A 23038-nucleotide genomic window follows, 5' to 3' on the forward strand; every position below is an offset into this window, starting at 1 on the left:
TTGTTAAAGAGCAGTGCAACGCGGCTTTCGCTCACCGTTGCGAGGTGGCGTATATTACGCTTTCCTCTTTCAGAGTCAACCCGTTATTTCAGAATTTTTCTCTTCAACCGACCGGGTTGTCTGTGAAGTGATTCACATCCGCCGTGTCGATGGAGGCGCATTATAGGGAGTTCTCGGCTGGCCGCAACCGCTAAATGTCAGAAAAATGACTGACTGCTGCATTCCACAGCAAAACCCCGCCTTATACCCTTTTATGCACAAAGTTATCCACAATCATGAGCGAATCGCGATGCGATCCTACGAATTGAGCGGGAAGATCAACTATACTAGCGGCAAATAATCTCCCCTGTGCAGGCCCCCCTCATGACCACACAACGCCTCGCCCGCGACTGGCGTCTCCCTACCGCAGGTTTGATGCTGCTGGCAATCCTCTTTGCGGGTTTTACCCTGCATGCGCACTGGAACGCCTTTATCCAGTGGTGTCTCGCCACGCAAATTACGCTGCACCGCTATCTGGTGATGTATCTGCTGCAGCTTAATAACCACCAGTACAGCGGCGGATTATGGCTGTTAACGGGGGCTTTCCTTTATGGTGTTCTCCACGCCATTGGCCCCGGACACGGAAAATTCATCGTGACGACCTATCTGACCACCAATAAGGAAAGCGAGCTGGCCGCCCGGGTTGTCCCCTTCCTGGGTAGCCTGATGCAGGGCGTCAGCGCCATTCTGTTTGTCTTTATTCTGGCGGTGGGGTTTAACCTCGCCTCCGGGGATATCAGTACCAGCCGCTGGTACGTGGAAAAGATAAGCGCAGTGCTTATTGGCGCATTCGGTGCTTTTGTCATTTACCAGGCGCTGAAGAGCCTGCGCCCGCGCAGAATGACTATCTCCGCCATCAAGCCGCTTCATCAGCATGATGAACACTGTGGCTGCGGCCACCACGGCGTGGGGGTAAACCTGACACAAGGCGACTGGAAAACGCGCCTGGGCGTCATTCTGGCGATTGGCGCACGCCCGTGCAGCGGGGCGATCATGATTCTGATGTTTTCGAACGCGCTGGGCATTGTCACCTGGGGAGTGGCTGCGGTCATGACCATGTCTTTGGGCACCGCACTTTCTATTGTGGGGCTTTCCCTGGCTGTACGTTACGCCCGCGAGCGCACGGTGACCTGGTTCGGAGAAAGCGCCTCATTGAGATGGCTGGTACCGGCAGTCAAAATAGCTGGAGGGATAGTCCTGATCCTGTTTGCGACGGTGCTGTTCCTGACGGTGATCCCCGTCAGCGCCAATGGCGACTACATCGCTGCCGGATGCTAATAAAAGAAAACCCGCCGTTGGCGGGTTTCTTTATTACTCGTTGATGCGTGGATGCTGGTCCACCAGTCGGGAGCGTTTTTTCTGCAGCTCTTCAATCTCTGCGTCAATATCCTCAATCTTCTGCTCTACGTTATCGTAGTGCTCGCGCAGGATCTCTTTCGCTTCCTGGATGTCAGACGCCGCAGGCGTTGCGCCTTTCAGAGGGCGATTCGCCGTCTCCTTCATGGTAAGACCTGTAATCAAACCAATCACCGCAATCACCATCAGGTAATAAGCAGGCATCATCAGGTTCTGCGTGCTCTCGACCAGCGAGGCGGCAAGCGTCGGGGTCAGACCGGCAATCAGCACCGAGATGTTAAAGGCCGCGGCCAGCGCGCTGTAGCGAATATGCGTCGGGAACATCGCGGGCAACGTGGAGGCCATCACCCCGATAAAGCAGTTAAGGATCACCGCCAGCATCAGCAGACCAGCAAAAATCAGCCCCAGCACATCACTGTTAATCAGAATGAATGCCGGAATTGCCAGAGCAAACAGCGCAACGCTTCCCAGGATAATGAACGGTCGACGACCAAAACGGTCACTCAACAGGCCCATAATCGGCTGGACAAACAGCATACCCACCATGATGGCGATAATAATCAGCACACCGTGATCTTCCGAGTAGTGCAGGTTATGCGACAGATAGCTCGGCATGTAGGTCAACAGCATGTAGTAGGTCACGTTGGTCGAAATCACCAGACCAATACAGGTCAGCAGGCTGCGCCAGTGCTTAGTGGCAATCTCTTTGAACGACACCTTCGGACCATCCTGCAGCCCTTCGCGGTCACCCTGTTCCAGTTTTTCGACGTGCTGCTGGAAAGCAGGCGTCTCTTCCAGCGCATGACGCAGGTAAAGACCAATAATCCCCAGCGGTAATGCCAGGAAGAACGGGATACGCCAGCCCCAGTCGAGGAAGTTATCTTCGCCCACCACGGTTGAAATCAGTACCACTACGCCCGCGCCCATGACAAACCCGGCAATCGAGCCGAAGTCCAGCCAGCTCCCCATAAATCCGCGCTTACGGTCCGGGGAATACTCGGCAACAAAGATTGAAGCACCGGTATATTCACCGCCCACGGAGAAGCCCTGCGCCATCTTACATATCAGCAGGAGAATCGGTGCCCAAATGCCGATGGTGGCGTAAGACGGTATAAGGCCGATACAGAATGTACTGATCGACATAATGACGATGGTGATGGCCAGGATCTTCTGACGACCATATTTATCGCCGAGCATACCGAAGAACAGACCACCCAGCGGGCGAATCAGGAAGGGAACGGAGAACGTACCCAGTGCGGCGATCATCTGCAGGCTGGGATCGGCCCCGGGGAAAAACACTTTACCTAACGCATAGGCCACAAAGCCGTAGACACCAAAATCGAACCATTCCATCGCATTACCGAGCGAGGCTGCGGTAATGGCTTTACGCAGCTTTGCGTCATCAATAATGGTGACGTCGCGAAGCGTGATGGGTTTAATCTTTTTCCTTCTCAGCATAGCTATCCTCGTTGACTCGGCCCTGTCTGTTTCACAGTTCAGTTAGCGTTCTGTGAACCATGGGATCCGCTCCATGCGAATCGCCTTATTCAAGCGTAGCAGGTTTACTTACATTGACGTTTTACGTCGATACAACCGAACCTGTTGACGCCTGCCTGGGCAGTTAATGACCTTTTTACCCTACCAGCGTTTATATTTGTGATCAACTTCACACATATTTTCGTGTCTGGTCAGCTCAGGCAAATTTTTGTCAAGGAGTGCCAATAAGTACTTCCTTATCCCACCTAAAGAACATCCTCCCGCACGTCATTATTTCTTTCGTAACAGAAAAACAAACCACGTTAATTCACATCAGGTTTACATAAATTTTCATCAGCAGGAACCGGCCTCAGGTTTTACATTGAATATGTGATAAAGATAACTAAAACGATGTTTTATTTTCATTGAATCAATATTCCAATGATCGCATCATAAATCCGAATTCAGCGTTTTACGTGTTTAAGGAAAAGGTTAATTGAGAGCACGCATTTAATTTTGTTGCAGGGCTTTCGAAAAAACACCACAAGCAATACGAGCAATCAATTGAATTTATTGACTAATTTTTAACGCCTATCCCCCGTACTGCGGGATCCGATGTGAGGTTTGTCTATGAAGATTAAAGCCACGATAGAACGCATACCCGGCGGCATGATGCTGGTTCCGCTGGTGCTGGGCGCGATCCTGAATACCCTTGCTCCCAATACCGGAGCTTATTTTGGCGGTTTCACAAAAGGCATGATAACAGGCACGGTTCCCATTCTTGCCGTCTGGTTTTTTTGTATCGGCGCATCCATTAATTTACGGGCAACGGGGACAGTATTACGGAAATCCGGCACGCTGGTGATCACCAAAATAGCCGTAGCCTGGGCAGTGGCAATGATATGCGCGATGTTCATTCCGGAGAATGGAATTCAGACCGGGTTCTTTGCGGGTTTATCGGTCCTGGCGATTGTCTCGGCGATGGATATGACCAACGGCGGATTGTACGCCAGCCTGATGAATCAGTACGGGACGAAAGAAGAGTCCGGCGCATTTGTGTTGATGTCTCTGGAGTCCGGCCCATTGATGACGATGCTGATCCTGGGGTCTGCTGGCCTGGCCTCGTTTGAACCGCACCACTTTGTCGGCGCAATCCTGCCCTTCCTGGTCGGTTTCGCCCTTGGCAATCTCGATCGCGATCTGCGTGATTTCTTCAGCAAAGCCACGCCGGTGCTGATTCCGTTCTTCGGTTTCGCACTGGGGAACACCATCAACCTGAAGGTCATTCTTGATACCGGCCTGCTGGGCATTGTGCTGGGTGTCGCCGTGATCGTCATCACCGGTATTCCGCTGATTATTGCCGACCGCGTTATCGGAGGAGGAAACGGCACGGCCGGCGTCGCCGCCTCTTCAGCCGCGGGGGCTGCTGTTGCAAACCCGGTGATTATCGCCCAAATTAACCCGGCCTTCGAACCGGTCGCCGCTTCAGCGACGGCACTGGTTGCCGCGAGCGTAATTGTCACCGCGATTCTGGTCCCTATCATCACGGCGCTGTATGCGAAACGCTACGGGAATATGCAAGAGACCCTGCCTGAACCGAAGCCGATAGAAATGAATCATTAACACACCGCACCATTCCCTCTCCCAACGGGGAGAGGGTGAGGGATTTACCCAAAAATCTCTTCCACCATCCCGTCCACAAGCCGTTTTGCCGAACAAAGCCTCGGCATACCCAGCGCGACGGTCTGCCAGTTTTGCGTCACTGACCAGCTCACCGGATGTTGATCCGCCTGACACCAGTCCCCCAGCCAGCCCAGCATGTCTTTATGATCGATTAAACCCGGAGAGGCCGGCGTTGTCAGCCACTGGTGATAGAAATGGCGGGTCGTGGGGGACGCATTGATGCCCTGTGCCAGATAGTTAGCCGCCATGCTGCGCAGGTTATCCTTAAGCATTGCCGCCACATCTTCATTCGCGAGGCGGCATGCGTCACCAAATGCCCCCCAGCGCAGCTCTTCCAGGACGATAAAACAGCGCCCGGCCAGCGACCAGCCATCATAATGCCCGGCCCGCCAGCGGGTAAAAATCTGCTCGCTGTGCTCGCCCGCCTGCACCGTCAGCCCGCGCTGGGTTAGCGCCTTCTCTTTATAGGCGGCGCGTTGGGTAAAATGAGAAGCAAGTTCAGCGTACTGCTGCATCAGCCCGGGGGACTGCTGGGCGCGCGGGTGCGTCTGCTGGCGCAAAGCAATCAGTTTCTCTGCCATCAGAGTCAGCGCGAGATGACCCGGGTCAAGCATGCCGGCCAGTTTTTCCGCCAGCCCCAGGCGCAGCGCCGCATTTTCATTGAGCATACCCGCCATCGCCCAGGGGCGCAGCCGGGTATGCGTCATGATTTCTTGAGTCAAACGCTCACGAAACTGAAGCTGTTGTGGTCCCAGGTGAGGATGACGCGCCGCGTCCACTCCCTGAACCAGATCGACCATAAATTTTGGATTAATACACTCCAGCGTTCGCCCGGGGCCGTCCAGTAGTGGTGTTGTCATGGTTGCTCTGCCGCGAATAGAGTTTGAATATCATCGCGTAACAGTCGGGTATCTTCCTGTATCCACGCCGCAGTCGTAATACTTTGCTTCAACAGCTGGCAGAGCGCTCGGGTTGAATGCTCATTCTGTTGACGCACTGCGAGGCTATCACGCAAGCTTTCCTGTAACCCGGTCAGGCACAGCGAGAATTCTGCAAAGAACGTCGCCATTCCTGCCGTAACAGAGACATCGACCTGCGCGGACAAAGCTTTACGTATTTGTTCACAAAACAGCTCAATATGTTGCTTAAATTTGTCATGTAGCTGCGCAATATCGATAACATATCGCGTGCGCGTTTCCACATACTCATCCCAGCCCCAGCCCGGATTATTGAGCCAGCGAGAGACCGTTTCTCGCATGCTGCTCCCGCCTGATGACGGGCCTGCCTGGCTGTCATCCTGCGCTATCGCGTCGTTAAACAGCGCCCGCGTATTGAAGTTGAGCTGGTGAGCCTGAAACGCCGGGAAACTGATTCGCGCCCGAAAACCCGCATGGCTCAGATGCTCTTTAATACGCGTTTCGATGGGGCGCATGGCTTCGTTCAGGGAACGCGCCAGCGTAGATTCAAGCTGGTCGAAGCGTAACGCCAGCTCCCGGCAGATTTTCGTCTGTGCATCCAGCATCACCAATTCGCAGGAGGAGCGAATTTTACTCAGCGCGATCTGCGCCTGCCCTTCATCGTCCAGAACCAGCTGCTTCAGCTCGTCACCGTGAGGGTTCTGCCGATCGATGCCTGCTAAATCAAGAATATGCTGAGCGCTGAACACCTCGCCAATCGCCTGGTTAAGCGCGGTTTTTTGCGCTCCCATAAAGTCCGCGGTGGCGTTCAGCGCCTCCTCAACTTCATGTTTCACCTCATCGCTCACCACGCTCTGACGCGTCTGGAGAAGCGCCATGTCCTCTTCCAGACGTGCGATATTCAGTTCCAGAGCCTCAAAGGCAACCGTCAGCCCCTGATAGCGGAAGTCGAGGTACTCCCGGGCATTTTGTGCGTAGTTGAGCAGCTTGTGCGAGGCCGAACGCAGCGCGTAAAGCGAGGCATTGGCATAGGCGGCGTAAATCAGTTTGCGTATCGGTTGTTCGAAAAGCGAATCTTCCCAGAGCAAATCGGCAGCATGACGAATATGGTCTATATCGTCCAGGTCCGCCGTACGCCAGCGTCGCCCAAGCGCCGCTTCGGCAAAGTCCTGTACCCAGGGTTGCTCCTGATGATCCGGCAGTTGTCCGTGGGTACTCATCTCGTAGCGAGCGCGGTTCGCCAGATAGGCCCACATGGACGAAACGGGGTAGATCTGGCCAGGCGAAATATTGCCTTTCATTAAGGTGCCGGAGATCATCGCCCGGATCTGCTCTTCATCGTCGCTATTGCGATCTTTCTGATCGAATTTATTGACCAGCGCATACAGCGGCACGGATTTTCCCGCCGCGGAAATGGCCTGGCGGACTTCTTCATCAGAGATGGATTTAAGCTGGGTATAATCCATCACGGCCAGCACCGCCGACGCGCGGGACAACTGCTCGCTTAGCATTTTTTGCAGGTGCGGCTGTCCGGCCTCATTCGGCCCGGGCGTATCGAGCAGCGTCAGCTGTCCGAGATGAGCATCCAGACCCGCAAGATGCACGAACTCCACTTCAATCACCGGAATATGTTCGATAGCCGCATACTCAGAGAACGGAAACTCCACCCCTAACGCCTGGGAAAGCCTCACCAGGTCGTTGAGGCTTTTCAGACAATGAAATATCGGCTGCGCGCCCAGGTGATGCTTCTCAAAAGCCTCTCCTTTTTCAATGCGCTCCAGCAGCGTATTCATGTCTTTATCAATTTCCAGATGCTGGGCCAGCTTTCCGCGATCGTAATCGCATAGCTTTTTCTGAAGCAGTTGGATCAATTCATCAATGGGCGAGGCATGTGAGAAATGCAGCACCGGCTCCTTCTGACCCGGCGTGTGGCGAATCAGGGTAGGAAGCGCCGTCATCGGACGATTGCGGTTCGGCAACACTTCGGTCCCCACAATCGCATTAATGGTGGTCGATTTCCCCGCTTTCATAGTGCCAACAATAGCCAGGACCATTTCCAGCCGGGTTATTTTTCGTAATTCATTATTCAGCATCGCCTGCTGCGCTTCGACACCGCGCGCGCTAAAATGCAAAGGTAAAACGTTGTTCTTTTCACCCGTAATAGCAGCCGCGGTGCTCTCCAGCATCGCAGTCGGCATTGATTTCAACGTATCAAGGTTTTGCCGGGCGAGCTGTAGCAAACGCTCAGCTTCCTGGCTTAATTCAAAAATGGTCTGTGTGTGCATGATAAAAGCCTTTCCTTAACGCAAATTTATTACTTTTATTAAGCCACTGGTATTAATTATGTTGTTCAGGCTTATATGATCACGTGTGGAAAACATGTCCGCCGAAATATAACTGATTGATGATAATCAGAAATAATTCGCTATCCTTGCATGGCGTGTATAGCTCCCCTCCTGGCCTGACGGCCAAAGGAAAAAAGCGTAGCCCAATTTTAAGAAACTTCAGGATATATCATCATTATTTACCCACCTAAAAAGAGAGGTAATACGCCCCTGCCAAAAGATATGGATGGCAGCGAAGTCAGGAGATAAATAACAATGTGTCGCTTCACCTTATCCGAAATGAAGGAGCGTAGCAATTTGCTGCAATAAAATATTCGATATATTTAGCGTCATTTCTTCCCAACGTGTTAATGAGGTAAGCATCGCTTAACTGACTGACAGGAAGTGTCACTCCCGATACGCTTTTTGCATTTTTTTAATTCACAATGTCACCGACAAACGTGTGGATTTGCGCTATACTTGCCGCCTTTTTCGGCACGCTGCCGTCATTTAGCTGGCACTTTCCAGCGCGTTTACACTTTTTGAGGATACCGATATGTCACTCCCACACTGCCCAAAATGCAATTCTGAATACACCTATGAAGATAATGGCATGTTCATCTGCCCGGAATGCGCTCACGAATGGAACGATGCCGAACCATCACACGATGCTGATGCACTTGTCGTAAAAGATGCGAACGGCAATTTGCTGGCGGACGGCGACAGCGTAACCGTGATTAAAGATCTGAAAGTGAAAGGCAGTTCTTCCATGCTGAAGATCGGCACCAAAGTGAAGAATATCCGTCTGGTTGAAGGCGATCATAATATCGACTGCAAAATTGACGGCTTCGGTCCGATGAAGCTGAAATCAGAGTTCGTGAAAAAGAACTGATTTACCCGCCCGGTGGCGCTTCGCTTACCGGGTTTTCGGGAACTACACTTAACGGGCTTTTCTTACGTGAGGTAAAGATTATGCCGTTAAGTCCCTACATCTCTTTTGCCGGCAACTGTGCAGAAGCCACTTCTTTCTACCAGCAAGCCGTCGGCGCAGAGCTTCTCTATAAAATCACCTTCGGCGAAATGCCAAAAAGCGATAACAGCGAAGAAGGCTGTCCGTCCGGTATGCAATTTCCGGATTCGGCTATCGCTCACTCCAACGTCCGCATTGCGGGCAGCGATATCATGATGAGCGACGGGATGCCGCCGGGCAGCAACGCGCAGTACGCGGGCTTCACGCTGGTTCTCGACACCCAGGACGTTAATGAAGGCAAACGCTGGTTCGACAACCTCGCCGCGGGCGGGAATATCGACATGGCCTGGCAGGAAACCTTCTGGGCACACGGTTTCGGTAAAGTCACCGATAAATACGGCGTGCCGTGGATGATTAACGTCGTTAAGCAGCAGCAAACGTCTTAGGCCGGATAAGCGCAGCGCAGCCGGCAACAGCGCCCGGTGGCGCTGCGCTGACCGGGCCTATGGTGACTGTCATCGCTTTCACTTCAACTCTTCAAACTCCCGCAACCCAGACTTAACCCAAATGTCACATTGATGCGCCAGCATGAGGCCACATTTATCGTGAGGCCCAGCACATGCAAACCGTCATCCGCGTCGAGAAACTGAGCAAGACCTTCCATCACAATAAGGCTCTGCATGCCGTTGATCTGACCGTCCAGCAGGGCGAAATGGTGGCGCTGCTGGGGCCATCCGGTTCCGGTAAATCCACCCTTCTGCGTCATTTAAGCGGTCTTATCACCTGCGATAAAACGCCGGAAAGCCACGTCGAGCTGCTGGGCAATACCGTGCAGCGCGCGGGGCGTCTCGCCAGCGATATCCGCAAGAGCCGCGCCCAGACGGGCTACATCTTCCAGCAGTTCAACCTGGTGAACCGCCTGACGGTGCTGGAGAACGTGCTGATTGGCGCGCTCGGCAGCACCCCGTTCTGGCGCACCTGTCTGCGCTGGTTCTCTCCTTCACAGAAGCAGGAAGCCTTGCAGGCCCTGACCCGCGTCGGCATGGCGCATTTTGCCCACCAGCGCGTCTCCACCCTGTCCGGTGGGCAACAGCAGCGCGTGGCGATTGCGCGCGCGCTGATGCAGAAAGCGCAAATCATTCTTGCAGACGAACCCATTGCCTCGCTGGACCCGGAGTCCGCCCGCATCGTGATGGAAACCCTGCGCGACATTAACCAGAACGACGGCATCACCGTAGTGGTCACGCTGCATCAGGTGGATTACGCCCTGCGCTACTGCGAACGCATTGTCGCCCTGCGTCAGGGACATGTGTTCTTTGATGGCGCGAGCCATCAGTTTGATAACGAACGTTTTGACCATCTCTACCGCAGCATTAACCGCGTCGAAGAGAACGCGCAGGCTGCTTAATTAAACCCGATCCGAGGAAAGTACATGAGCTACAAAGCCGTTGCCGCGCTGGCCTTTACCAGCATGTTCAGCCTCAGCACCCTGTTAAGCCCGGCGTATGCACAAGAGCAGGAAAAAGCGCTGAACTTCGGCATTATTTCGACGGAATCACAGCAGAACCTGAAGCCTCAGTGGGAACCGTTCCTGAAAGATATGGAAACTAAGCTGGGGATCAAAGTGAACGCCTTCTTCGCCCCGGACTACGCGGGCATCATCCAGGGGATGCGCTTTAATAAAGTGGACATCGCCTGGTACGGCAACCTCTCCGCCATGGAAGCGGTGGACCGCGCGAACGGCCAGGTCTTTGCCCAGACCGTCGCGGCAGATGGCTCCCCGGGCTACTGGAGCGTGCTGATCGTCAACAAAGACAGCCCGATCAACAACCTCAACGACATGCTCGCCAAACGCAAAGAGCTGACCTTCGGCAACGGCGACCCGAACTCGACCTCCGGCTACCTTGTCCCTGGCTACTACGTCTTCGCCAAAAACAACGCCTCCGCCAGCGACTTCAAACGCACGGTGAACGCCAGCCACGAAACCAACGCCCTGGCCGTGGCCAACAAGCAGGTGGACGTTGCTACCAACAACACCGAGAACCTCGACAAGCTGAAAACTTCCGCGCCGGACAAGCTGAAAGAGATCAAGGTTATCTGGAAATCGCCGCTGATCCCGGGCGACCCGATCGTCTGGCGTAAAAATCTCTCCGAGAGCACCAAGGACAAGGTGTACGACTTCTTTATGACCTATGGCAAAACGCCGGAAGAGAAAGCGGTCCTGGCGCGTCTGGGCTGGGCACCGTTCCGCCCGTCAAGCGACCTGCAGCTGGTCCCGATTCGCCAGCTGGCGCTGTTTAAAGAGATGCAGGGCGTGAAGGACAACAAAGGGCTGAAGGACGAGGAGAAGACCAGCAAAGTGGCCGCAATTGAAGCCCAGCTGGAAGACCTCGACCGCCTGACCGCCGCGCTCGGTGCGATGACGAGCGTGAATAAAGCGGTGCAGTAGTGCCTTTCTCCCTCTCCCAGTGGGAGAGGGCCGGGGTGAGGGCATCAGCGCGCACATTTCCCCCTCACCCTAACCCTCTCCCTCAAGGGAGAGGGGACTAAACCCAAAGGAGCCAACATGCAAACCATCACCCTCCCGCCGCCGAAGCGCAGCTGGTTCTCGCTCATAAGCTGGGCCATCCTGCTGGCGGTGCTGGTTATCTCCTGGAAGGGCGCGGAAATGGATCCGCTGCTGCTCTTCAAAGACGCGGGCAACATGGCGACCTTCGCCGCCGACTTCTTCCCGCCGGACTTCAGCCAGTGGCAGGATTACCTCAGCGAAATGGCGGTCACCCTGCAAATCGCCGTCTGGGGCACCGCCCTTGCCGTCGTTCTCTCCATTCCCTTTGGCCTGATGAGCGCCGAAAACATCGTGCCGTGGTGGGTGTATCAGCCGATGCGTCGCCTGATGGACGCCTGTCGCGCCATCAACGAGATGGTCTTTGCGATGCTGTTCGTGGTCGCCGTTGGCCTGGGTCCGTTCGCCGGCGTGATGGCACTGTTCATCCACACCACCGGCGTGCTCTCCAAGCTGCTTTCTGAAGCGGTCGAAGCCATCGAGCCCGGCCCTGTGGAAGGCATCCGCGCAACGGGTGCCAACAAAATCGAAGAGATCCTGTACGGCGTCCTGCCGCAGGTCATGCCGCTCCTGATCTCCTACTCCCTGTACCGCTTTGAGTCCAACGTCCGCTCCGCGACGGTGGTCGGCATGGTGGGCGCAGGCGGGATTGGCGTCACCCTGTGGGAAGCGATTCGCGGTTTTCAGTTCCAGCAAACCTGCGCCCTGATGGTGCTCATCATCGTCACCGTCAGCCTGCTGGATTTCCTCTCTCAACGTTTGCGTAAGCACTTCATCTGAGAAGCGAGGCTTTGTTTTCTATGCACTTATCCAGACATCCGACCAGTTACCCGACCCGCTGGCAAGAGATTGCGGCAAAGCTCGAAGTGGAGCTGCGCACGCACTACCGCTGCGGGGACTACCTGCCCGCCGAGCAGCAGCTTGCCGACCGCTATGAAGTGAACCGCCACACCCTGCGTCGCGCCATTGACCAGCTGGTCGAGCGCGGCTGGGTCCAGCGCCGCCAGGGCGTGGGCGTGCTGGTGCTGATGCGCCCGTTCGACTACCCGCTGAACGCCCAGGCGCGCTTTAGCCAGAACCTGCTGGATCAGGGCAGCCACCCGACCAGCGAAAAGCTGCTCTCGGTATTGCGCCCGGCCTCCAGCCACGTGGCGGACGCGCTGGGCATTCAGGAGGGCGACGATGTCATTCACCTGCGTACCCTGCGTCGCGTTAACGGCGTGGCGGTATGCCAGATAGACCATTACTTTGCGGACCTCGCCCTCTGGCCCGTGCTCCAGCATTTCTCCAGCGGCTCGCTGCATGATTTTCTTCAGGATGCGACCGGCATTGCGCTCAAGCGCACCCAGACCCGCATCAGCGCCCGTCGCGCGCAGGCGAAAGAGAGCAAAGTGCTCGAAATCCCCAATATGGCCCCGCTGCTCTGCGTGCGCACCCTCAACCACCGTGACGGCGAGATCAACGCGACGGAATACTCCGTCAGCCTGACCCGCGCCGACATGATCGAATTCACCATGGAGCACTGAATGCACTTCGACACCGCCACCCGACAGCGCTGGATGCGCGTGCTGGCCCATAGCCAGCCTGCTGCGCTGGCTGCCCGCATGAACGCGCTCAGCCTGACGCCAGACTACGACACCCTTCGCGCCCCGGAGATCGGCCTCGTTCAGATCCAGGCGCGCATGGGCGGCACCGGAGAACGCTTTTTCGCCGGAGACGCCACCCTCACCCGCGCGGCAATCCGCCTGAACAGCGGCACGCTGGGCTACAGCTACGTGCTGGGGCGCGACAAAGCGCACGCCGAGCGCTGCGCGGTGATCGACGCGCTTTTACAAGAACAACCCTATTTCCAGACGTTAATGGAAACCCTTATTGCCCCGCTGGAAGCCGACCGCGCCGCGCGCATTGCCGCACGTCAGGCCGAAGTGAACACCAGCCGGGTCGACTTCTTTACGCTCGTTCGCGGAGACAACGCATGACGCTTCAACCTGCTTTTACCCTGGCCGTCCAGGATGCCCAACACAGTTTTCGTCGCCTGCTGAAAGCGATGAGCGAGCCGGGCGTGATCGTCTCGCTGCACCAGCTCTCCCAGGGCTGGCTGCCGCTGAACCTGGCGACCACCAGCGTGCTGCTGACGCTTGCCGACAACGACACACCGGTGTGGCTTTCGGGCGCGCTGTCGAACGATATCGCCAGCCAGAACCTGCGTTTTCACACCGGTGCGCCGCTGGTCGATCAGCCCCAGCAGGCGGTTTTTGCCGTGGCTGACGAGCAAATCAGCCATGAGCAATTGAACGCCCTGAGCGAAGGCAGCGCCGTCGCCCCGGAGACCAGCGCCACGCTGATCCTGCAGGTCTCCAGCCTGAGCGGCGGCCGCATGCTGCGCCTCACGGGGGCAGGCATCGCCGACGAGCGCATGGTCGCGCCGCAGCTGCCGGAGTGCATCATTCACGAGCTGACCGAGCGCCCGCACCCGTTCCCGCTGGGCATTGACCTGATCCTGACCTGCGGCGAGCGCCTGCTGGCAATCCCGCGGACCACCCACGTGGAGGTGTGCTGATGTACGTTGCCGTCAAAGGGGGTGAGAAGGCCATCGCCGCCGCCCATGCGCTACAGGCGCACAGACGACGGGGCGATGAACGGCTTCCCGAGCTGAGCGTCGCCCAGATTGAACAGCAGCTAAACCTCGCCGTCGACCGCGTGATGACCGAAGGCGGCATCGCCGACCGCGAGCTGGCGGCGCTGGCCCTGAAGCAGGCCAGCGGCGACAACGTGGAAGCCATCTTCCTGCTGCGCGCCTACCGCACCACGCTCGCGAAACTGGCAGTCAGCGAGCCGGTGAATACGGCGGAGATGCGCCTGGAACGCCGCATTTCTGCCGTTTATAAAGACGTTCCCGGCGGCCAGCTGCTTGGCCCCACCTACGACTACACCCACCGCCTGCTGGATTTCACCCTGCTGGCGAACGGCGAATCGCCGCAGCTCAGCACCTCCGACGCCGAACAGGAACCGTCTCCGCACGTCTTCAGCCTGCTGGCAAAACAGGGCCTGGCGAAGACGGAAGAAGATTCAGGCGCGCAGCCGGATGACATCACCCGCACGCCGCCGGTTTACCCGTGCTCGCGCTCGTCCCGCCTGCAGCAGCTGATGCGCGGCGACGAAGGCTATCTGCTGGCGCTGGCCTACTCCACCCAGCGCGGCTACGGGCGCAACCACCCGTTTGCGGCCGAAATTCGCAGTGGCTATATCGACATTGAAATCGTACCGGAAGAGCTGGGTTTTGCGGTGAACGTCGGCGAACTGCTAATGACCGAGTGTGAAATGGTGAACGGTTTCGTCGCCCCGGAAGACGAAGACCCGCACTTTACCCGCGGCTACGGGCTGGTGTTCGGCCTCGGCGAGCGCAAGGCCATGGCCATGGCGCTGGTCGACCGCGCCCTGCAGGCACCGGACTACGGCGAGCACGTTGCAGGCCCGGCGCAGGACGAAGAGTTTGTGCTGGCCCACGCGGATAACGTTGAGGCCGCTGGCTTCGTCTCGCACCTCAAGCTGCCGCACTACGTCGATTTCCAGGCCGAACTGGAACTGCTGAAACGCCTGCAACGGGAGCGCAAAAATGGCTAACTTAAGCGGCTACAACTTTGCCTATCTGGATGAGCAAACCAAACGCATGATCCGCCGCGCCATCTTAAAAGCGGTGGCCATTCCGGGCTATCAGGTGCCGTTCGGCGGCCGCGAAATGCCGATGCCCTACGGCTGGGGCACGGGCGGTATTCAGATCACCGCCAGCGTGATCGGCGAGGCGGACGTGCTGAAGGTCATCGACCAGGGTGCCGACGACACCACCAACGCCGTGTCGATCCGCAGCTTCTTCCAGCGCGTAACCGGCGTCAATACCACCGAAAAAACCGAAGACGCAACGCTGATCCAGACCCGTCACCGCATCCCGGAAACCCCGCTCACTGAAGATCAGATTTTGATTTTCCAGGTGCCGATCCCGGAGCCGCTGCGTTTTATCGAGCCGCGCGAAACGGAAACCCGCACCATGCACGCGCTGGAAGAGTACGGCGTCATGCAGGTGAAGCTGTATGAGGATATCGCCCGCTTCGGCCATATCGCCACCACCTACGCCTACCCGGTGAAGGTGAACGGGCGCTACGTGATGGACCCGTCGCCAATCCCAAAATTCGATAACCCGAAGATGGACATGATGCCCGCCCTGCAGCTGTTCGGCGCCGGGCGCGAGAAACGCATCTACGCCGTCCCGCCCTACACGCGTGTCGAAAGCCTGGATTTCGACGATCACCCGTTTACGGTGCAGGAGTGGGACGAGCCGTGCGCCATCTGCGGATCCAAACACAGCTATCTGGACGAAGTGGTGCTGGACGATACGGGCAAACGGATGTTTGTCTGCTCCGACACCGATTACTGCCGCCAACAGAGCGAGGCGAACAGCCAATGAAACCGCTGCTTTCGGTTAATAACCTGACTCACCTGTATGCGCCGGGCAAAGGCTTTAGCGACGTGTCGTTCGAGCTGTGGCCGGGCGAAGTGCTGGGGATCGTCGGCGAGTCCGGCTCCGGCAAAACCACCCTGCTGAAGTCCATCTCCGCGCGCCTGACGCCGCAGAAAGGCGACATTTTGTATGAGGGCGCCTCGCTGTACGGCATGAGCGAGGCCGGACGCCGCCGCCTGCTGCGCACCGAATGGGGCGTGGTACATCAGCACCCGATGGACGGCCTGCGCCGTCAGGTCTCTGCCGGGGGCAACATCGGCGAACGCCTGATGGCCACCGGCGCGCGCCACTACGGCAACATCCGCGCCACCGCCCAGCACTGGCTGGAAGAGGTGGAAATCCCCGCCTCGCGCATCGACGACCTGCCGACGACCTTCTCTGGCGGAATGCAGCAGCGCCTGCAGATTGCCCGCAACCTGGTCACCCACCCGAAGCTGGTGTTTATGGATGAACCCACCGGCGGGTTGGACGTCTCCGTGCAGGCGCGCCTGCTCGACCTGCTGCGCGGTCTGGTGGTGGAGCTGAACCTTGCGGTGGTGATTGTCACCCATGATTTAGGCGTTGCGCGCCTGCTGGCGGACCGCCTGCTGGTAATGAAGCAGGGCCAGGTGGTGGAAAGTGGGTTAACCGACCGGGTGCTCGACGATCCGCACCATCCGTACACCCAGCTGCTGGTGTCCTCGGTATTACAGAATTAAGAGGCCAACATGATCCACGTACAAAACGTAAGTAAGACCTTTGTGCTCCACCAGCAAAACGGCGTGCGCCTGCCGGTGCTGCAAAATGCCTCGTTAGAGGTCAGCAGCGGCGAATGCGTGGTGCTGCACGGCCATTCCGGCAGCGGAAAATCCACCCTGCTACGCTCCCTGTACGCCAACTATCTGCCGGATGAAGGCCACATTCACATTCGCCACAACGATGAATGGGTCGATCTGGTGCAGGCCCCCGCGCGCAAAGTGCTGGAAGTGCGCCGCACGACGATCGGCTGGGTCAGCCAGTTTCTGCGGGTGATCCCGCGGATCTCCGCTCTGGACGTGGTGATGCAGCCGCTGCTGGATCTGGGCGTGCCGCGAGAAGCCTGCGCCGCCAAAGCCGCCAGCCTGCTGACGCGCCTCAACGTGCCGGAGCGCCTGTGGCATCTCGCCCCGTCGACCTTTTCCGGCGGCGAGCAGCAGCGCGTCAATATCGCCCGCGGGTTTATCGTCGACTACCCGATTTTACTTCTGGATGAACCCACCGCCTCGCTCGACGGCAAAAACAGCGCGGCCGTGGTGGAGCTGATCGAACAGGCCAAAGCGCGCGGCGCGGCGATCGTCGGGATCTTCCACGACGACGCCGTACGCAGCCGCGTGGCGGACAGATTGCACCCGATGGGGGTCCACGCATGATTATCAATAACGTCAGGCTGGTGCTGGAAAATGAAGTCGTTAATGGCTCGGTTGAAGTTCATGAAGGCGTTATTCGCGCCTTTGCCGAAACCCAAAGCCGTACCCCTGAAGCGATGGACGGTGAAGGCGGCTGGCTGCTGCCGGGGCTGATTGAGCTGCATACCGATAATCTGGACAAATTCTTCACCCCGCGCCCGAAGGTCGACTGGCCCGCCCACTCGGCGATGAGCAGCCACGACGCGCTGATGGTCGCCAGCGGCATCACCACCGTGCTGGACGCGGTGGCGATTGGCGACGTGCGCGACGGCGGCGATCGACTGGAGAATCTGGAGAAGATGATCAACGCCGTGGAGGAGACGCAAAAGCGCGGCCTCAACCGCGCCGAGCACCGTCTGCACCTGCGCTGCGAGCTGCCGCACCACACCACCCTGCCGCTGTTTGAAAAACTGGTCGGGCGCGAGCCGGTGTCGCTGGTCTCCCTGATGGACCACTCGCCGGGGCAGCGCCAGTTCGCCAACATTGAAAAGTATCGCGAATACTATCAGGGCAAATACTCCCTCAACGACGCAGAGATGGCGCGCTACGAGGAAGAGCAGCTGGCGCTTGCCGCCCAGTGGTCGCAGCCAAACCGTCTCAGGATTGCCGCGATGTGTCGTGACCGCAATATCGCGCTGGCCAGCCATGACGATGCCACGCACGATCACGTGCGCGAATCCCACCAGCTTGGCAGCGTAATCGCCGAATTTCCCACCACGTTTGAAGCGGCTGAAGCCTCCCGCAGGCACGGCATGAACGTGCTGATGGGCGCACCAAACATCGTGCGCGGCGGATCGCACTCCGGCAACGTCGCGGCAAGCAGGCTTGCCTCGCTCGGCCTGCTGGATATTCTCTCGTCCGACTACTACCCCGCCAGCCTGCTGGATGCGGCGTTCCGGGTCGCCGACGACGAGAGCAACAGCTTTACGCTGCCGCAGGCGATTCGCCTGGTGACGAAAAACCCGGCCTCGGCGCTTAATCTTCAGGATCGCGGGGAAATCGCCGAGGGTAAACGCGCGGATCTGGTGCTGGCCCACCGCAAGGGCGAGCACGTTCACATCGACCACGTCTGGCGTCAGGGAAAAAGGGTGTTCTGATGGGAAGGCTCATCTGGTTAATGGGGCCCTCGGGTTCCGGTAAAGACAGCCTGCTGTCCGCCTTACGGCAGCGGGAACATCCGCAGCTGCTGGTCGCGCATCGCTATATTACCCGCGCGGCCCATGCCGGGAGCGAAAATCATATCGCCCTGAGCGAGCAGGAGTTTTTCATCCGCGCCGGGCAAAACCTGCTGGCGCTGAGCTGGCACGCCAACGGTTATTACTATGGCGTGGGCATCGAAATCGACCTCTGGCTGCATGCGGGGTTCGACGTGCTGGTTAACGGCTCGCGTGCGCATCTGCCGCAAGCGCGCGCCCGCTATGAGGCGGCCCTGCTGCCGGTCTGCCTGCAGGTTTCGCCGGACGTTCTGCGCAGCCGGTTGCAGAGTCGGGGGCGTGAATCAGCCCGTGAGATCGATCTGCGGCTTGAGCGTGCGGCCCGCTATGCCCCGTCGGGCTGCTACATCCTCAATAACGACGGAAGTTTGCTACAGTCAGTCGATACCTTTTTATCGCTTATCCGTCAGAAGGAGAAACAGCATGCCTGACTGCCAGCTTCGCCCCGCCACAGCCGACGATGCGCAGAGTGTTTACGCCCTGATCTGCGAGCTCAAGCAGGCAGAGTTCGACCATCAGGCGTTCCACGCCGGGTTTCTTGCCAACCTGCAGGATCGCAACATGCGCTACCAGCTTGCGGAGAGAGAGGGACAGGTCATCGGCATGATCGGCCTGCACATGCAGTTTCACCTGCACCATGCGCGCTGGATCGGCGAGATCCAGGAGCTGGTGGTGATGCCGCAGGCGCGAGGGTTAAAGGTCGGAAGTCAGCTGCTGGCCTGGGCGGAAGAGGTAGCGCGACAGGCCGGCGCGGAGCTGACCGAACTTTCCACCAGCGTGAAGCGCACCGACGCGCACCGTTTTTACGTTCGTGAAGGATACACGCAGAGCCATTTCCGATTCACCAAACCGCTGTAGAGGTGCGCTATGAGTCTGACCATCACGTTGACGGGAACGGGTGGCGCCCAGCTGGTGCCGGTCTTTGGCTGCGACTGCGCGGCGTGTCGCCGGGCGCGCCTGCAGGATAACTATCGCCGTCGCCCGTGCAGCGCGGTGGTGAAATTCAACGATGCCGTCACCCTGCTGGATGCCGGTATTCCGCACCTGATGGACGATTGGCCGGCGGGCAGCTTCCAGCAGTTCTTGCTCACCCATTACCATATGGATCACGTTCAGGGGCTGTTCCCCCTGCGCTGGGGCGTGGGGGCGACGATCCCGGTTTACGGTCCGCCGGACGACGCCGGATGCGACGACCTGTTTAAGCACCCCGGCATTCTGGATTTCAGCCACACGGTCGAACCGTTTGTGATGTTTGAGCTTCAGGGTTTGCGGGTCACGCCGCTGCCGCTCAACCATTCAAAACTGACCTTCGGGTATTTGCTGGAATCGGCCCACAGCCGCGTGGCCTGGCTTTCCGACACCGCCGGATTGCCGGAAAAAACGGTGAAGTTCCTGCTCAACAGCCAGCCGCAGGCGATGATTATCGACTGCAGCCATGAGCCGCGCGAGGAAACGCCGCGAAACCATTGCGACTTAAATACCGTGATTGCGTTAAACGAGATAATTGGCTGCCCGCAGGTGATCCTGACGCATATCAGCCATCAGTTTGACGTGTGGATGATGGATAACCCGCTGCCGCAGGGCATAGAAGCGGGCTATGACGGGATGGTGCTGGTGCTGGATTAGCTTTTCTCCCTCTCTAGTGGTTGAGGGCAACAGGCCGCACTTAGCCTCGATCGTAATCGTCTTCTAACCTGCGCTCATCCTCTTCTAACCGACGGCGATCGTCATCCAGCTGACGCTGACGTTCATCTAAACGACGGCGTCTGTCTTCAAGCTGCCGACGACGATCGTCGTACTGTCGGCTGTCGATTTGACGGCTGCGGTCATAACGATCGTCGTCGTCATTGCTGCGGCTGCTGCTGGGGTTATAGGCATCGTTGATCGCCTGCTGAATGTTGCCAATAGCATCATCAACAATATCGGCATGAGCCAGTTGGCTGGTGAGTGACAGCAGACCGAATAACAGAGCAGTTGAGTAACGTTTCATAAGGCCAGACTCGCAGGTGAACTGGCCTTACGATAATGAACGGCGGGAAGCCGGGGTAGCGGAGGAATCTCAAATTACCATAACCTTGCGCAGCGCCTGCGCCAGCTGCACCCGCGTAAACGGCTTACGCAACAATTGGACGTCCGGCAGCTGAGGGTTATGCGCGGGCCGTAGGTCCTGGCCGCTGATCAGCAGCACCGGAAGCTGCGGGTAATGGCTGCGCACATGGTTAATCACCTCGGCGCCGCTGAGGCTGCCGGGCAGCATCAGGTCGCTGATAAACATGCCAATATCCGGTGCAGCCTCCAGCATATTCAGCGCCTGCTCGCCGTTGTCCGCTTCCAGCGTCAGGTAGCCGAGCTGATGCAGCTGCTCGCACAGGGTTTGCCGAACATCGGCTTCATCTTCCAGCACCAGCACCAGCCGCTCGCTATCGACGGAGGCGGTGGCTGACAACGCTTCATCGTCTGCCGCAGCAGGCAGCACCGAGCGCGGGAGGTGAAGCCGAACGGTCGTTCCCTGCCCCGGCACGCTTTCAATTTCCACGCGGCCGCCGGACTGGCGCACAAAGCCGTAGACCATCGACAGGCCTAATCCGCTCCCGCTTCCGGTCTGCTTGGTGGTGAAGAACGGTTCAAAGACCCGGGATTTCACCTCCTGCGACATGCCGCTGCCGCGGTCAATCACCTCCAGCGCCACCATATCCTGCCTGCGCCCGTCGCTGCGGGTGACGCGCTGATTCCAGGTCCGGATTTTAATCACCCCGCTTTGCCCTTCCATCGCATCGCGCGCGTTCATCACCAGGTTGATGATGGCGTTTTCCAGCTGGCTAACGTCAATCCACGCGGGCCACGCCGGGGTTTGCGCTTCAATCTCCAGGGTGAGGGTAGCAGGCAGGGAGTGGCGCATCAGCTCCCGGAGGTTCTCCAGCAGCGGCAGCATCTCTACCGCATGCGGCGTCAGGGACTGCTTGCGGGAAAACGCCAGCAGGCGCTGCGTCAGTAAGGCACCCCGCTCGGCCGCCTTCAGCGCCCGGGTAATGCGCGGCGCGTCTTTTGATTCGGGGTCGGTGAGCTCAAGGCTGCCGATGATTACCGCCAGCAGGTTGTTAAAATCATGCGCCAGCCCGCCGGTCAGCTGTCCGACCGCCTTCATCTTCTGGCTGTGCAGCAGCGCCTCTTCCAGCCCCTGACGCTCAACGCGGTCGATCTCCATCTGCGTGGTTTTCTCTTTCAGCAGGCGCGTGGTGTGCTCAAGCGAGGCGGTATTGCGGGCAAACACGTTAAACGCGCGCGCCAGCTCGCCCAGCTCATCGCGCCGCTGGAGGGCGGGAACGGAGACATCCTGCTCGCCGTGAGCAAGGCGCGACATTGCCCGGGAAATAGCCGTCAGGTTAGAGGCCAGATTGCGGTAGATATACCAGCAGGCGCACCCGGTGATGATCAGCGCCAGCACGGCGAAGAAGCTGATAAACACGCTGATGGACTGCAGCTCGTGATGGCTCTGGGCCGTGCGAAGCCGGGAAGCCTGCGCCACCTGCCCGACGTACTGATTAATGTCGCTGTTGAGGATCGCCACCAGCGCCTTGATGTGGAACATATACCAGCTTATCGCCAGATCGCTCTCTTCCAGCTGCTTCGACAGCGGGGCGAGCTTGCCTAACTCGGCATTAAAATCAGGCAGAACTCCCTTCACGACCGGCTGTACGGCACTCCGGGGCAGCGCTGCGGCCACGGCGTCCAGCTGCTGAACGGTCGCGCGCGGCGAAGGGGTGTCGATGGCGGCAGCGATCAGCCGGTCCATCTCCATCAGCTGCTGCGCATCCGGCACGTTGCTGTCGTAACGGCGGTTGATGTCCTGCAGATGACGCAGGTAGCTCTGGCTTTGATACAGCGAGCTCAGCAGCGCGTTACGCTCCAGATGGCGCCGCTGTCCGCGCTCAAGCATCTCCGTCACGCTCTGCTGTAGCTCATTGCTTCGTTGAATAATACGCGCCACCAGCGCCGGCTCCTGCTGCGCCAGCGGCGCTTCCGCAAGCTGTTCCAGCGAGCGGCGCAGCGCCATTTGCGTCTGCTTCAGGCGCTCGGCTTCGCCTTTGTACTCCAGCGCCCCGACGACCTGCGAAAGCCGCACCGCCGCCGTCGCCACGTTGGCGGTATCGCGGGCCAGGTTCATGCTGCCGGTCATATCGTCCAGCGTTTGCTGCTGAACCTGCTCCTGGATTTGACTGGCGTGACGAAAGCCGAGCACCGCCACGCCGCTCACCATTAGCGTCACGGCGACCACCAGCAGATTAAAAATCAGCAGGCGGCCTCGGGCGCTGGCGAAAAAGGGCGGACGGCGTGATGGCATGGGCTTGGGCTCCTGTGCGGTTTGGTGTCCCCTCACCCTAACCCTCTCCCCAAAGGGGCGAGGGAATGATTTGCTCCCTCTCCCTTTCAGGGAGAGGGCCGGGGTGAGGGTAGTTCAATAACTGTGATCTACATTAGCTATTCATAACTATGACAAATATGAACAGCTTCTGACATTTTGCATTTACGCACCTGTGATGAAGTGCAGATAT

23 protein-coding genes are annotated in these 23038 nt (G+C 58.1%); 18 read left to right on the forward strand and 5 right to left on the reverse strand.

The window, feature by feature from the left end; all coding sequences use genetic code 11:
- Positions 1 to 363 precede the first annotated feature (363 nt).
- The gene (locus UR289_RS17010; protein WP_069303545.1) at positions 364 to 1317 is read left to right on the forward strand and encodes a nickel/cobalt transporter; all 954 of its coding nucleotides are present in this window, start codon (positions 364 to 366) and stop codon (positions 1315 to 1317) included.
- A gap of 33 nt (positions 1318 to 1350) precedes the next feature.
- Here the strand turns inward: UR289_RS17010 and proP are convergent, their stop codons facing one another.
- Positions 1351 to 2853: a glycine betaine/L-proline transporter ProP gene (gene proP / locus UR289_RS17015; protein WP_029740241.1), complete on the reverse strand. Its 1503-nt coding sequence runs from the start codon at positions 2851 to 2853 to the stop codon at positions 1351 to 1353.
- 648 nt (positions 2854 to 3501) lie between these two features.
- Here proP and kdgT point away from each other — a divergent pair.
- On the forward strand, positions 3502 to 4494 hold the full coding sequence (gene kdgT, locus UR289_RS17020) for a 2-keto-3-deoxygluconate transporter (protein WP_033144443.1): 993 nt from the start codon (positions 3502 to 3504) through the stop codon (positions 4492 to 4494).
- Between the two features lie 44 nt (positions 4495 to 4538).
- Here the strand turns inward: kdgT and UR289_RS17025 are convergent, their stop codons facing one another.
- Together UR289_RS17025 and crfC are read right to left on the reverse strand one after the other, a co-directional pair.
- Positions 4539 to 5414 (reverse strand): diguanylate cyclase regulator RdcB family protein, encoded by an 876-nt coding sequence (locus UR289_RS17025; RefSeq protein ID WP_033144442.1) that lies wholly within the window; start codon positions 5412 to 5414, stop codon positions 4539 to 4541.
- On the reverse strand, positions 5411 to 7756 hold the full coding sequence (crfC, locus tag UR289_RS17030; RefSeq protein WP_033144441.1) for a clamp-binding protein CrfC: 2346 nt from the start codon (positions 7754 to 7756) through the stop codon (positions 5411 to 5413). Before crfC ends, UR289_RS17025 begins: the two co-directional genes overlap by 4 nt.
- A gap of 595 nt (positions 7757 to 8351) precedes the next feature.
- Here crfC and UR289_RS17035 point away from each other — a divergent pair.
- The 16 genes from UR289_RS17035 to phnP all read left to right on the forward strand — a co-directional run bounded on the left by UR289_RS17035 (position 8352) and on the right by phnP (position 20111).
- Positions 8352 to 8687 (forward strand): zinc ribbon domain-containing protein YjdM, encoded by a 336-nt coding sequence (locus tag UR289_RS17035; protein WP_023310096.1) that lies wholly within the window; start codon positions 8352 to 8354, stop codon positions 8685 to 8687.
- A gap of 80 nt (positions 8688 to 8767) precedes the next feature.
- Complete coding sequence (gene yjdN, locus UR289_RS17040; protein WP_045889388.1) at positions 8768 to 9211, forward strand: VOC family metalloprotein YjdN; 444 nt, start codon at positions 8768 to 8770, stop codon at positions 9209 to 9211.
- 173 nt (positions 9212 to 9384) lie between these two features.
- Entirely contained in the window at positions 9385 to 10173 is a 789-nt protein-coding gene (gene phnC, locus UR289_RS17045; RefSeq protein WP_033144439.1) for a phosphonate ABC transporter ATP-binding protein, read from the forward strand.
- Positions 10174 to 10197: 24 nt separating this feature from the next.
- The gene (gene phnD / locus UR289_RS17050) at positions 10198 to 11214 is read left to right on the forward strand and encodes a phosphonate ABC transporter substrate-binding protein (protein ID WP_047059567.1); all 1017 of its coding nucleotides are present in this window, start codon (positions 10198 to 10200) and stop codon (positions 11212 to 11214) included.
- Positions 11215 to 11331: 117 nt separating this feature from the next.
- Positions 11332 to 12111 (forward strand): phosphonate ABC transporter, permease protein PhnE, encoded by a 780-nt coding sequence (gene phnE / locus UR289_RS17055; protein WP_023334213.1) that lies wholly within the window; start codon positions 11332 to 11334, stop codon positions 12109 to 12111.
- Positions 12112 to 12131: 20 nt separating this feature from the next.
- Positions 12132 to 12857 carry a phosphonate metabolism transcriptional regulator PhnF gene (gene phnF / locus UR289_RS17060; RefSeq protein ID WP_023310091.1) on the forward strand — a complete coding sequence of 242 codons (726 nt, stop codon included), beginning with the start codon at positions 12132 to 12134 and terminating at the stop codon, positions 12855 to 12857.
- Positions 12858 to 13310 carry a phosphonate C-P lyase system protein PhnG gene (gene phnG, locus UR289_RS17065; protein ID WP_033144437.1) on the forward strand — a complete coding sequence of 151 codons (453 nt, stop codon included), beginning with the start codon at positions 12858 to 12860 and terminating at the stop codon, positions 13308 to 13310.
- On the forward strand, positions 13307 to 13891 hold the full coding sequence (gene phnH, locus UR289_RS17070; protein WP_096150964.1) for a phosphonate C-P lyase system protein PhnH: 585 nt from the start codon (positions 13307 to 13309) through the stop codon (positions 13889 to 13891). Before phnG ends, phnH begins: the two co-directional genes overlap by 4 nt.
- Complete coding sequence (locus UR289_RS17075; RefSeq protein WP_033144436.1) at positions 13891 to 14955, forward strand: carbon-phosphorus lyase complex subunit PhnI; 1065 nt, start codon at positions 13891 to 13893, stop codon at positions 14953 to 14955. Before phnH ends, UR289_RS17075 begins: the two co-directional genes overlap by 1 nt.
- On the forward strand, positions 14948 to 15793 hold the full coding sequence (gene phnJ / locus UR289_RS17080; protein ID WP_033144435.1) for an alpha-D-ribose 1-methylphosphonate 5-phosphate C-P-lyase PhnJ: 846 nt from the start codon (positions 14948 to 14950) through the stop codon (positions 15791 to 15793). Before UR289_RS17075 ends, phnJ begins: the two co-directional genes overlap by 8 nt.
- A complete protein-coding gene (gene phnK / locus UR289_RS17085; protein ID WP_048976472.1) occupies positions 15790 to 16545 on the forward strand; it encodes a phosphonate C-P lyase system protein PhnK in 756 nt (251 codons plus the stop codon). Before phnJ ends, phnK begins: the two co-directional genes overlap by 4 nt.
- A 9-nt stretch (positions 16546 to 16554) precedes the next feature.
- Positions 16555 to 17235, forward strand: coding sequence for a phosphonate C-P lyase system protein PhnL (gene phnL / locus UR289_RS17090; RefSeq protein WP_064672971.1), 681 nt, complete (start codon positions 16555 to 16557; stop codon positions 17233 to 17235).
- Positions 17232 to 18368: an alpha-D-ribose 1-methylphosphonate 5-triphosphate diphosphatase gene (phnM, locus tag UR289_RS17095; protein WP_048979059.1), complete on the forward strand. Its 1137-nt coding sequence runs from the start codon at positions 17232 to 17234 to the stop codon at positions 18366 to 18368. Before phnL ends, phnM begins: the two co-directional genes overlap by 4 nt.
- Complete coding sequence (gene phnN / locus UR289_RS17100) at positions 18365 to 18916, forward strand: ribose 1,5-bisphosphokinase (RefSeq protein WP_320711099.1); 552 nt, start codon at positions 18365 to 18367, stop codon at positions 18914 to 18916. The genes phnM and phnN overlap by 4 nt, the downstream gene beginning before the upstream one ends.
- A complete protein-coding gene (phnO, locus tag UR289_RS17105; RefSeq protein ID WP_033144430.1) occupies positions 18909 to 19343 on the forward strand; it encodes an aminoalkylphosphonate N-acetyltransferase in 435 nt (144 codons plus the stop codon). The genes phnN and phnO overlap by 8 nt, the downstream gene beginning before the upstream one ends.
- A 9-nt stretch (positions 19344 to 19352) precedes the next feature.
- On the forward strand, positions 19353 to 20111 hold the full coding sequence (gene phnP, locus UR289_RS17110; RefSeq protein ID WP_248203077.1) for a phosphonate metabolism protein PhnP: 759 nt from the start codon (positions 19353 to 19355) through the stop codon (positions 20109 to 20111).
- Positions 20112 to 20151: 40 nt separating this feature from the next.
- Here the strand turns inward: phnP and yjdP are convergent, their stop codons facing one another.
- Together yjdP and UR289_RS17120 are read right to left on the reverse strand one after the other, a co-directional pair.
- Positions 20152 to 20475 carry a DDRRRQL repeat protein YjdP gene (gene yjdP / locus UR289_RS17115; RefSeq protein WP_033144428.1) on the reverse strand — a complete coding sequence of 108 codons (324 nt, stop codon included), beginning with the start codon at positions 20473 to 20475 and terminating at the stop codon, positions 20152 to 20154.
- A gap of 69 nt (positions 20476 to 20544) precedes the next feature.
- Positions 20545 to 22827, reverse strand: a complete 2283-nt coding sequence (locus tag UR289_RS17120; RefSeq protein ID WP_320711041.1) for an ATP-binding protein — start codon at positions 22825 to 22827, stop codon at positions 20545 to 20547.
- Between the last annotated feature and the right edge of the window lie 211 nt (positions 22828 to 23038).

It is taken from the genome of Enterobacter sp. 302C9 (assembly GCF_034106085.1).
Lineage (GTDB): Bacteria > Pseudomonadota > Gammaproteobacteria > Enterobacterales > Enterobacteriaceae > Enterobacter > Enterobacter asburiae_B.

Bases quoted from the DNA above. Each gene is read 5' to 3' on its own strand.
- UR289_RS17010 (WP_069303545.1), top strand. From the start codon at position 364: ATGACCACACAACGCCTCGCCCGCGACTGGCGTCTCCCTACCGCAGGT.
- proP (WP_029740241.1), bottom strand. From the start codon at position 2,853: ATGCTGAGAAGGAAAAAGATTAAACCCATCACGCTTCGCGACGTCACC.
- kdgT (WP_033144443.1), top strand. From the start codon at position 3,502: ATGAAGATTAAAGCCACGATAGAACGCATACCCGGCGGCATGATGCTG.
- UR289_RS17025 (WP_033144442.1), bottom strand. From the start codon at position 5,414: ATGACAACACCACTACTGGACGGCCCCGGGCGAACGCTGGAGTGTATT.
- crfC (WP_033144441.1), bottom strand. From the start codon at position 7,756: ATGCACACACAGACCATTTTTGAATTAAGCCAGGAAGCTGAGCGTTTG.
- UR289_RS17035 (WP_023310096.1), top strand. From the start codon at position 8,352: ATGTCACTCCCACACTGCCCAAAATGCAATTCTGAATACACCTATGAA.
- yjdN (WP_045889388.1), top strand. From the start codon at position 8,768: ATGCCGTTAAGTCCCTACATCTCTTTTGCCGGCAACTGTGCAGAAGCC.
- phnC (WP_033144439.1), top strand. From the start codon at position 9,385: ATGCAAACCGTCATCCGCGTCGAGAAACTGAGCAAGACCTTCCATCAC.
- phnD (WP_047059567.1), top strand. From the start codon at position 10,198: ATGAGCTACAAAGCCGTTGCCGCGCTGGCCTTTACCAGCATGTTCAGC.
- phnE (WP_023334213.1), top strand. From the start codon at position 11,332: ATGCAAACCATCACCCTCCCGCCGCCGAAGCGCAGCTGGTTCTCGCTC.
- phnF (WP_023310091.1), top strand. From the start codon at position 12,132: ATGCACTTATCCAGACATCCGACCAGTTACCCGACCCGCTGGCAAGAG.
- phnG (WP_033144437.1), top strand. From the start codon at position 12,858: ATGCACTTCGACACCGCCACCCGACAGCGCTGGATGCGCGTGCTGGCC.
- phnH (WP_096150964.1), top strand. From the start codon at position 13,307: ATGACGCTTCAACCTGCTTTTACCCTGGCCGTCCAGGATGCCCAACAC.
- UR289_RS17075 (WP_033144436.1), top strand. From the start codon at position 13,891: ATGTACGTTGCCGTCAAAGGGGGTGAGAAGGCCATCGCCGCCGCCCAT.
- phnJ (WP_033144435.1), top strand. From the start codon at position 14,948: ATGGCTAACTTAAGCGGCTACAACTTTGCCTATCTGGATGAGCAAACC.
- phnK (WP_048976472.1), top strand. From the start codon at position 15,790: ATGAAACCGCTGCTTTCGGTTAATAACCTGACTCACCTGTATGCGCCG.
- phnL (WP_064672971.1), top strand. From the start codon at position 16,555: ATGATCCACGTACAAAACGTAAGTAAGACCTTTGTGCTCCACCAGCAA.
- phnM (WP_048979059.1), top strand. From the start codon at position 17,232: ATGATTATCAATAACGTCAGGCTGGTGCTGGAAAATGAAGTCGTTAAT.
- phnO (WP_033144430.1), top strand. From the start codon at position 18,909: ATGCCTGACTGCCAGCTTCGCCCCGCCACAGCCGACGATGCGCAGAGT.
- phnP (WP_248203077.1), top strand. From the start codon at position 19,353: ATGAGTCTGACCATCACGTTGACGGGAACGGGTGGCGCCCAGCTGGTG.
- yjdP (WP_033144428.1), bottom strand. From the start codon at position 20,475: ATGAAACGTTACTCAACTGCTCTGTTATTCGGTCTGCTGTCACTCACC.
- UR289_RS17120 (WP_320711041.1), bottom strand. From the start codon at position 22,827: ATGCCATCACGCCGTCCGCCCTTTTTCGCCAGCGCCCGAGGCCGCCTG.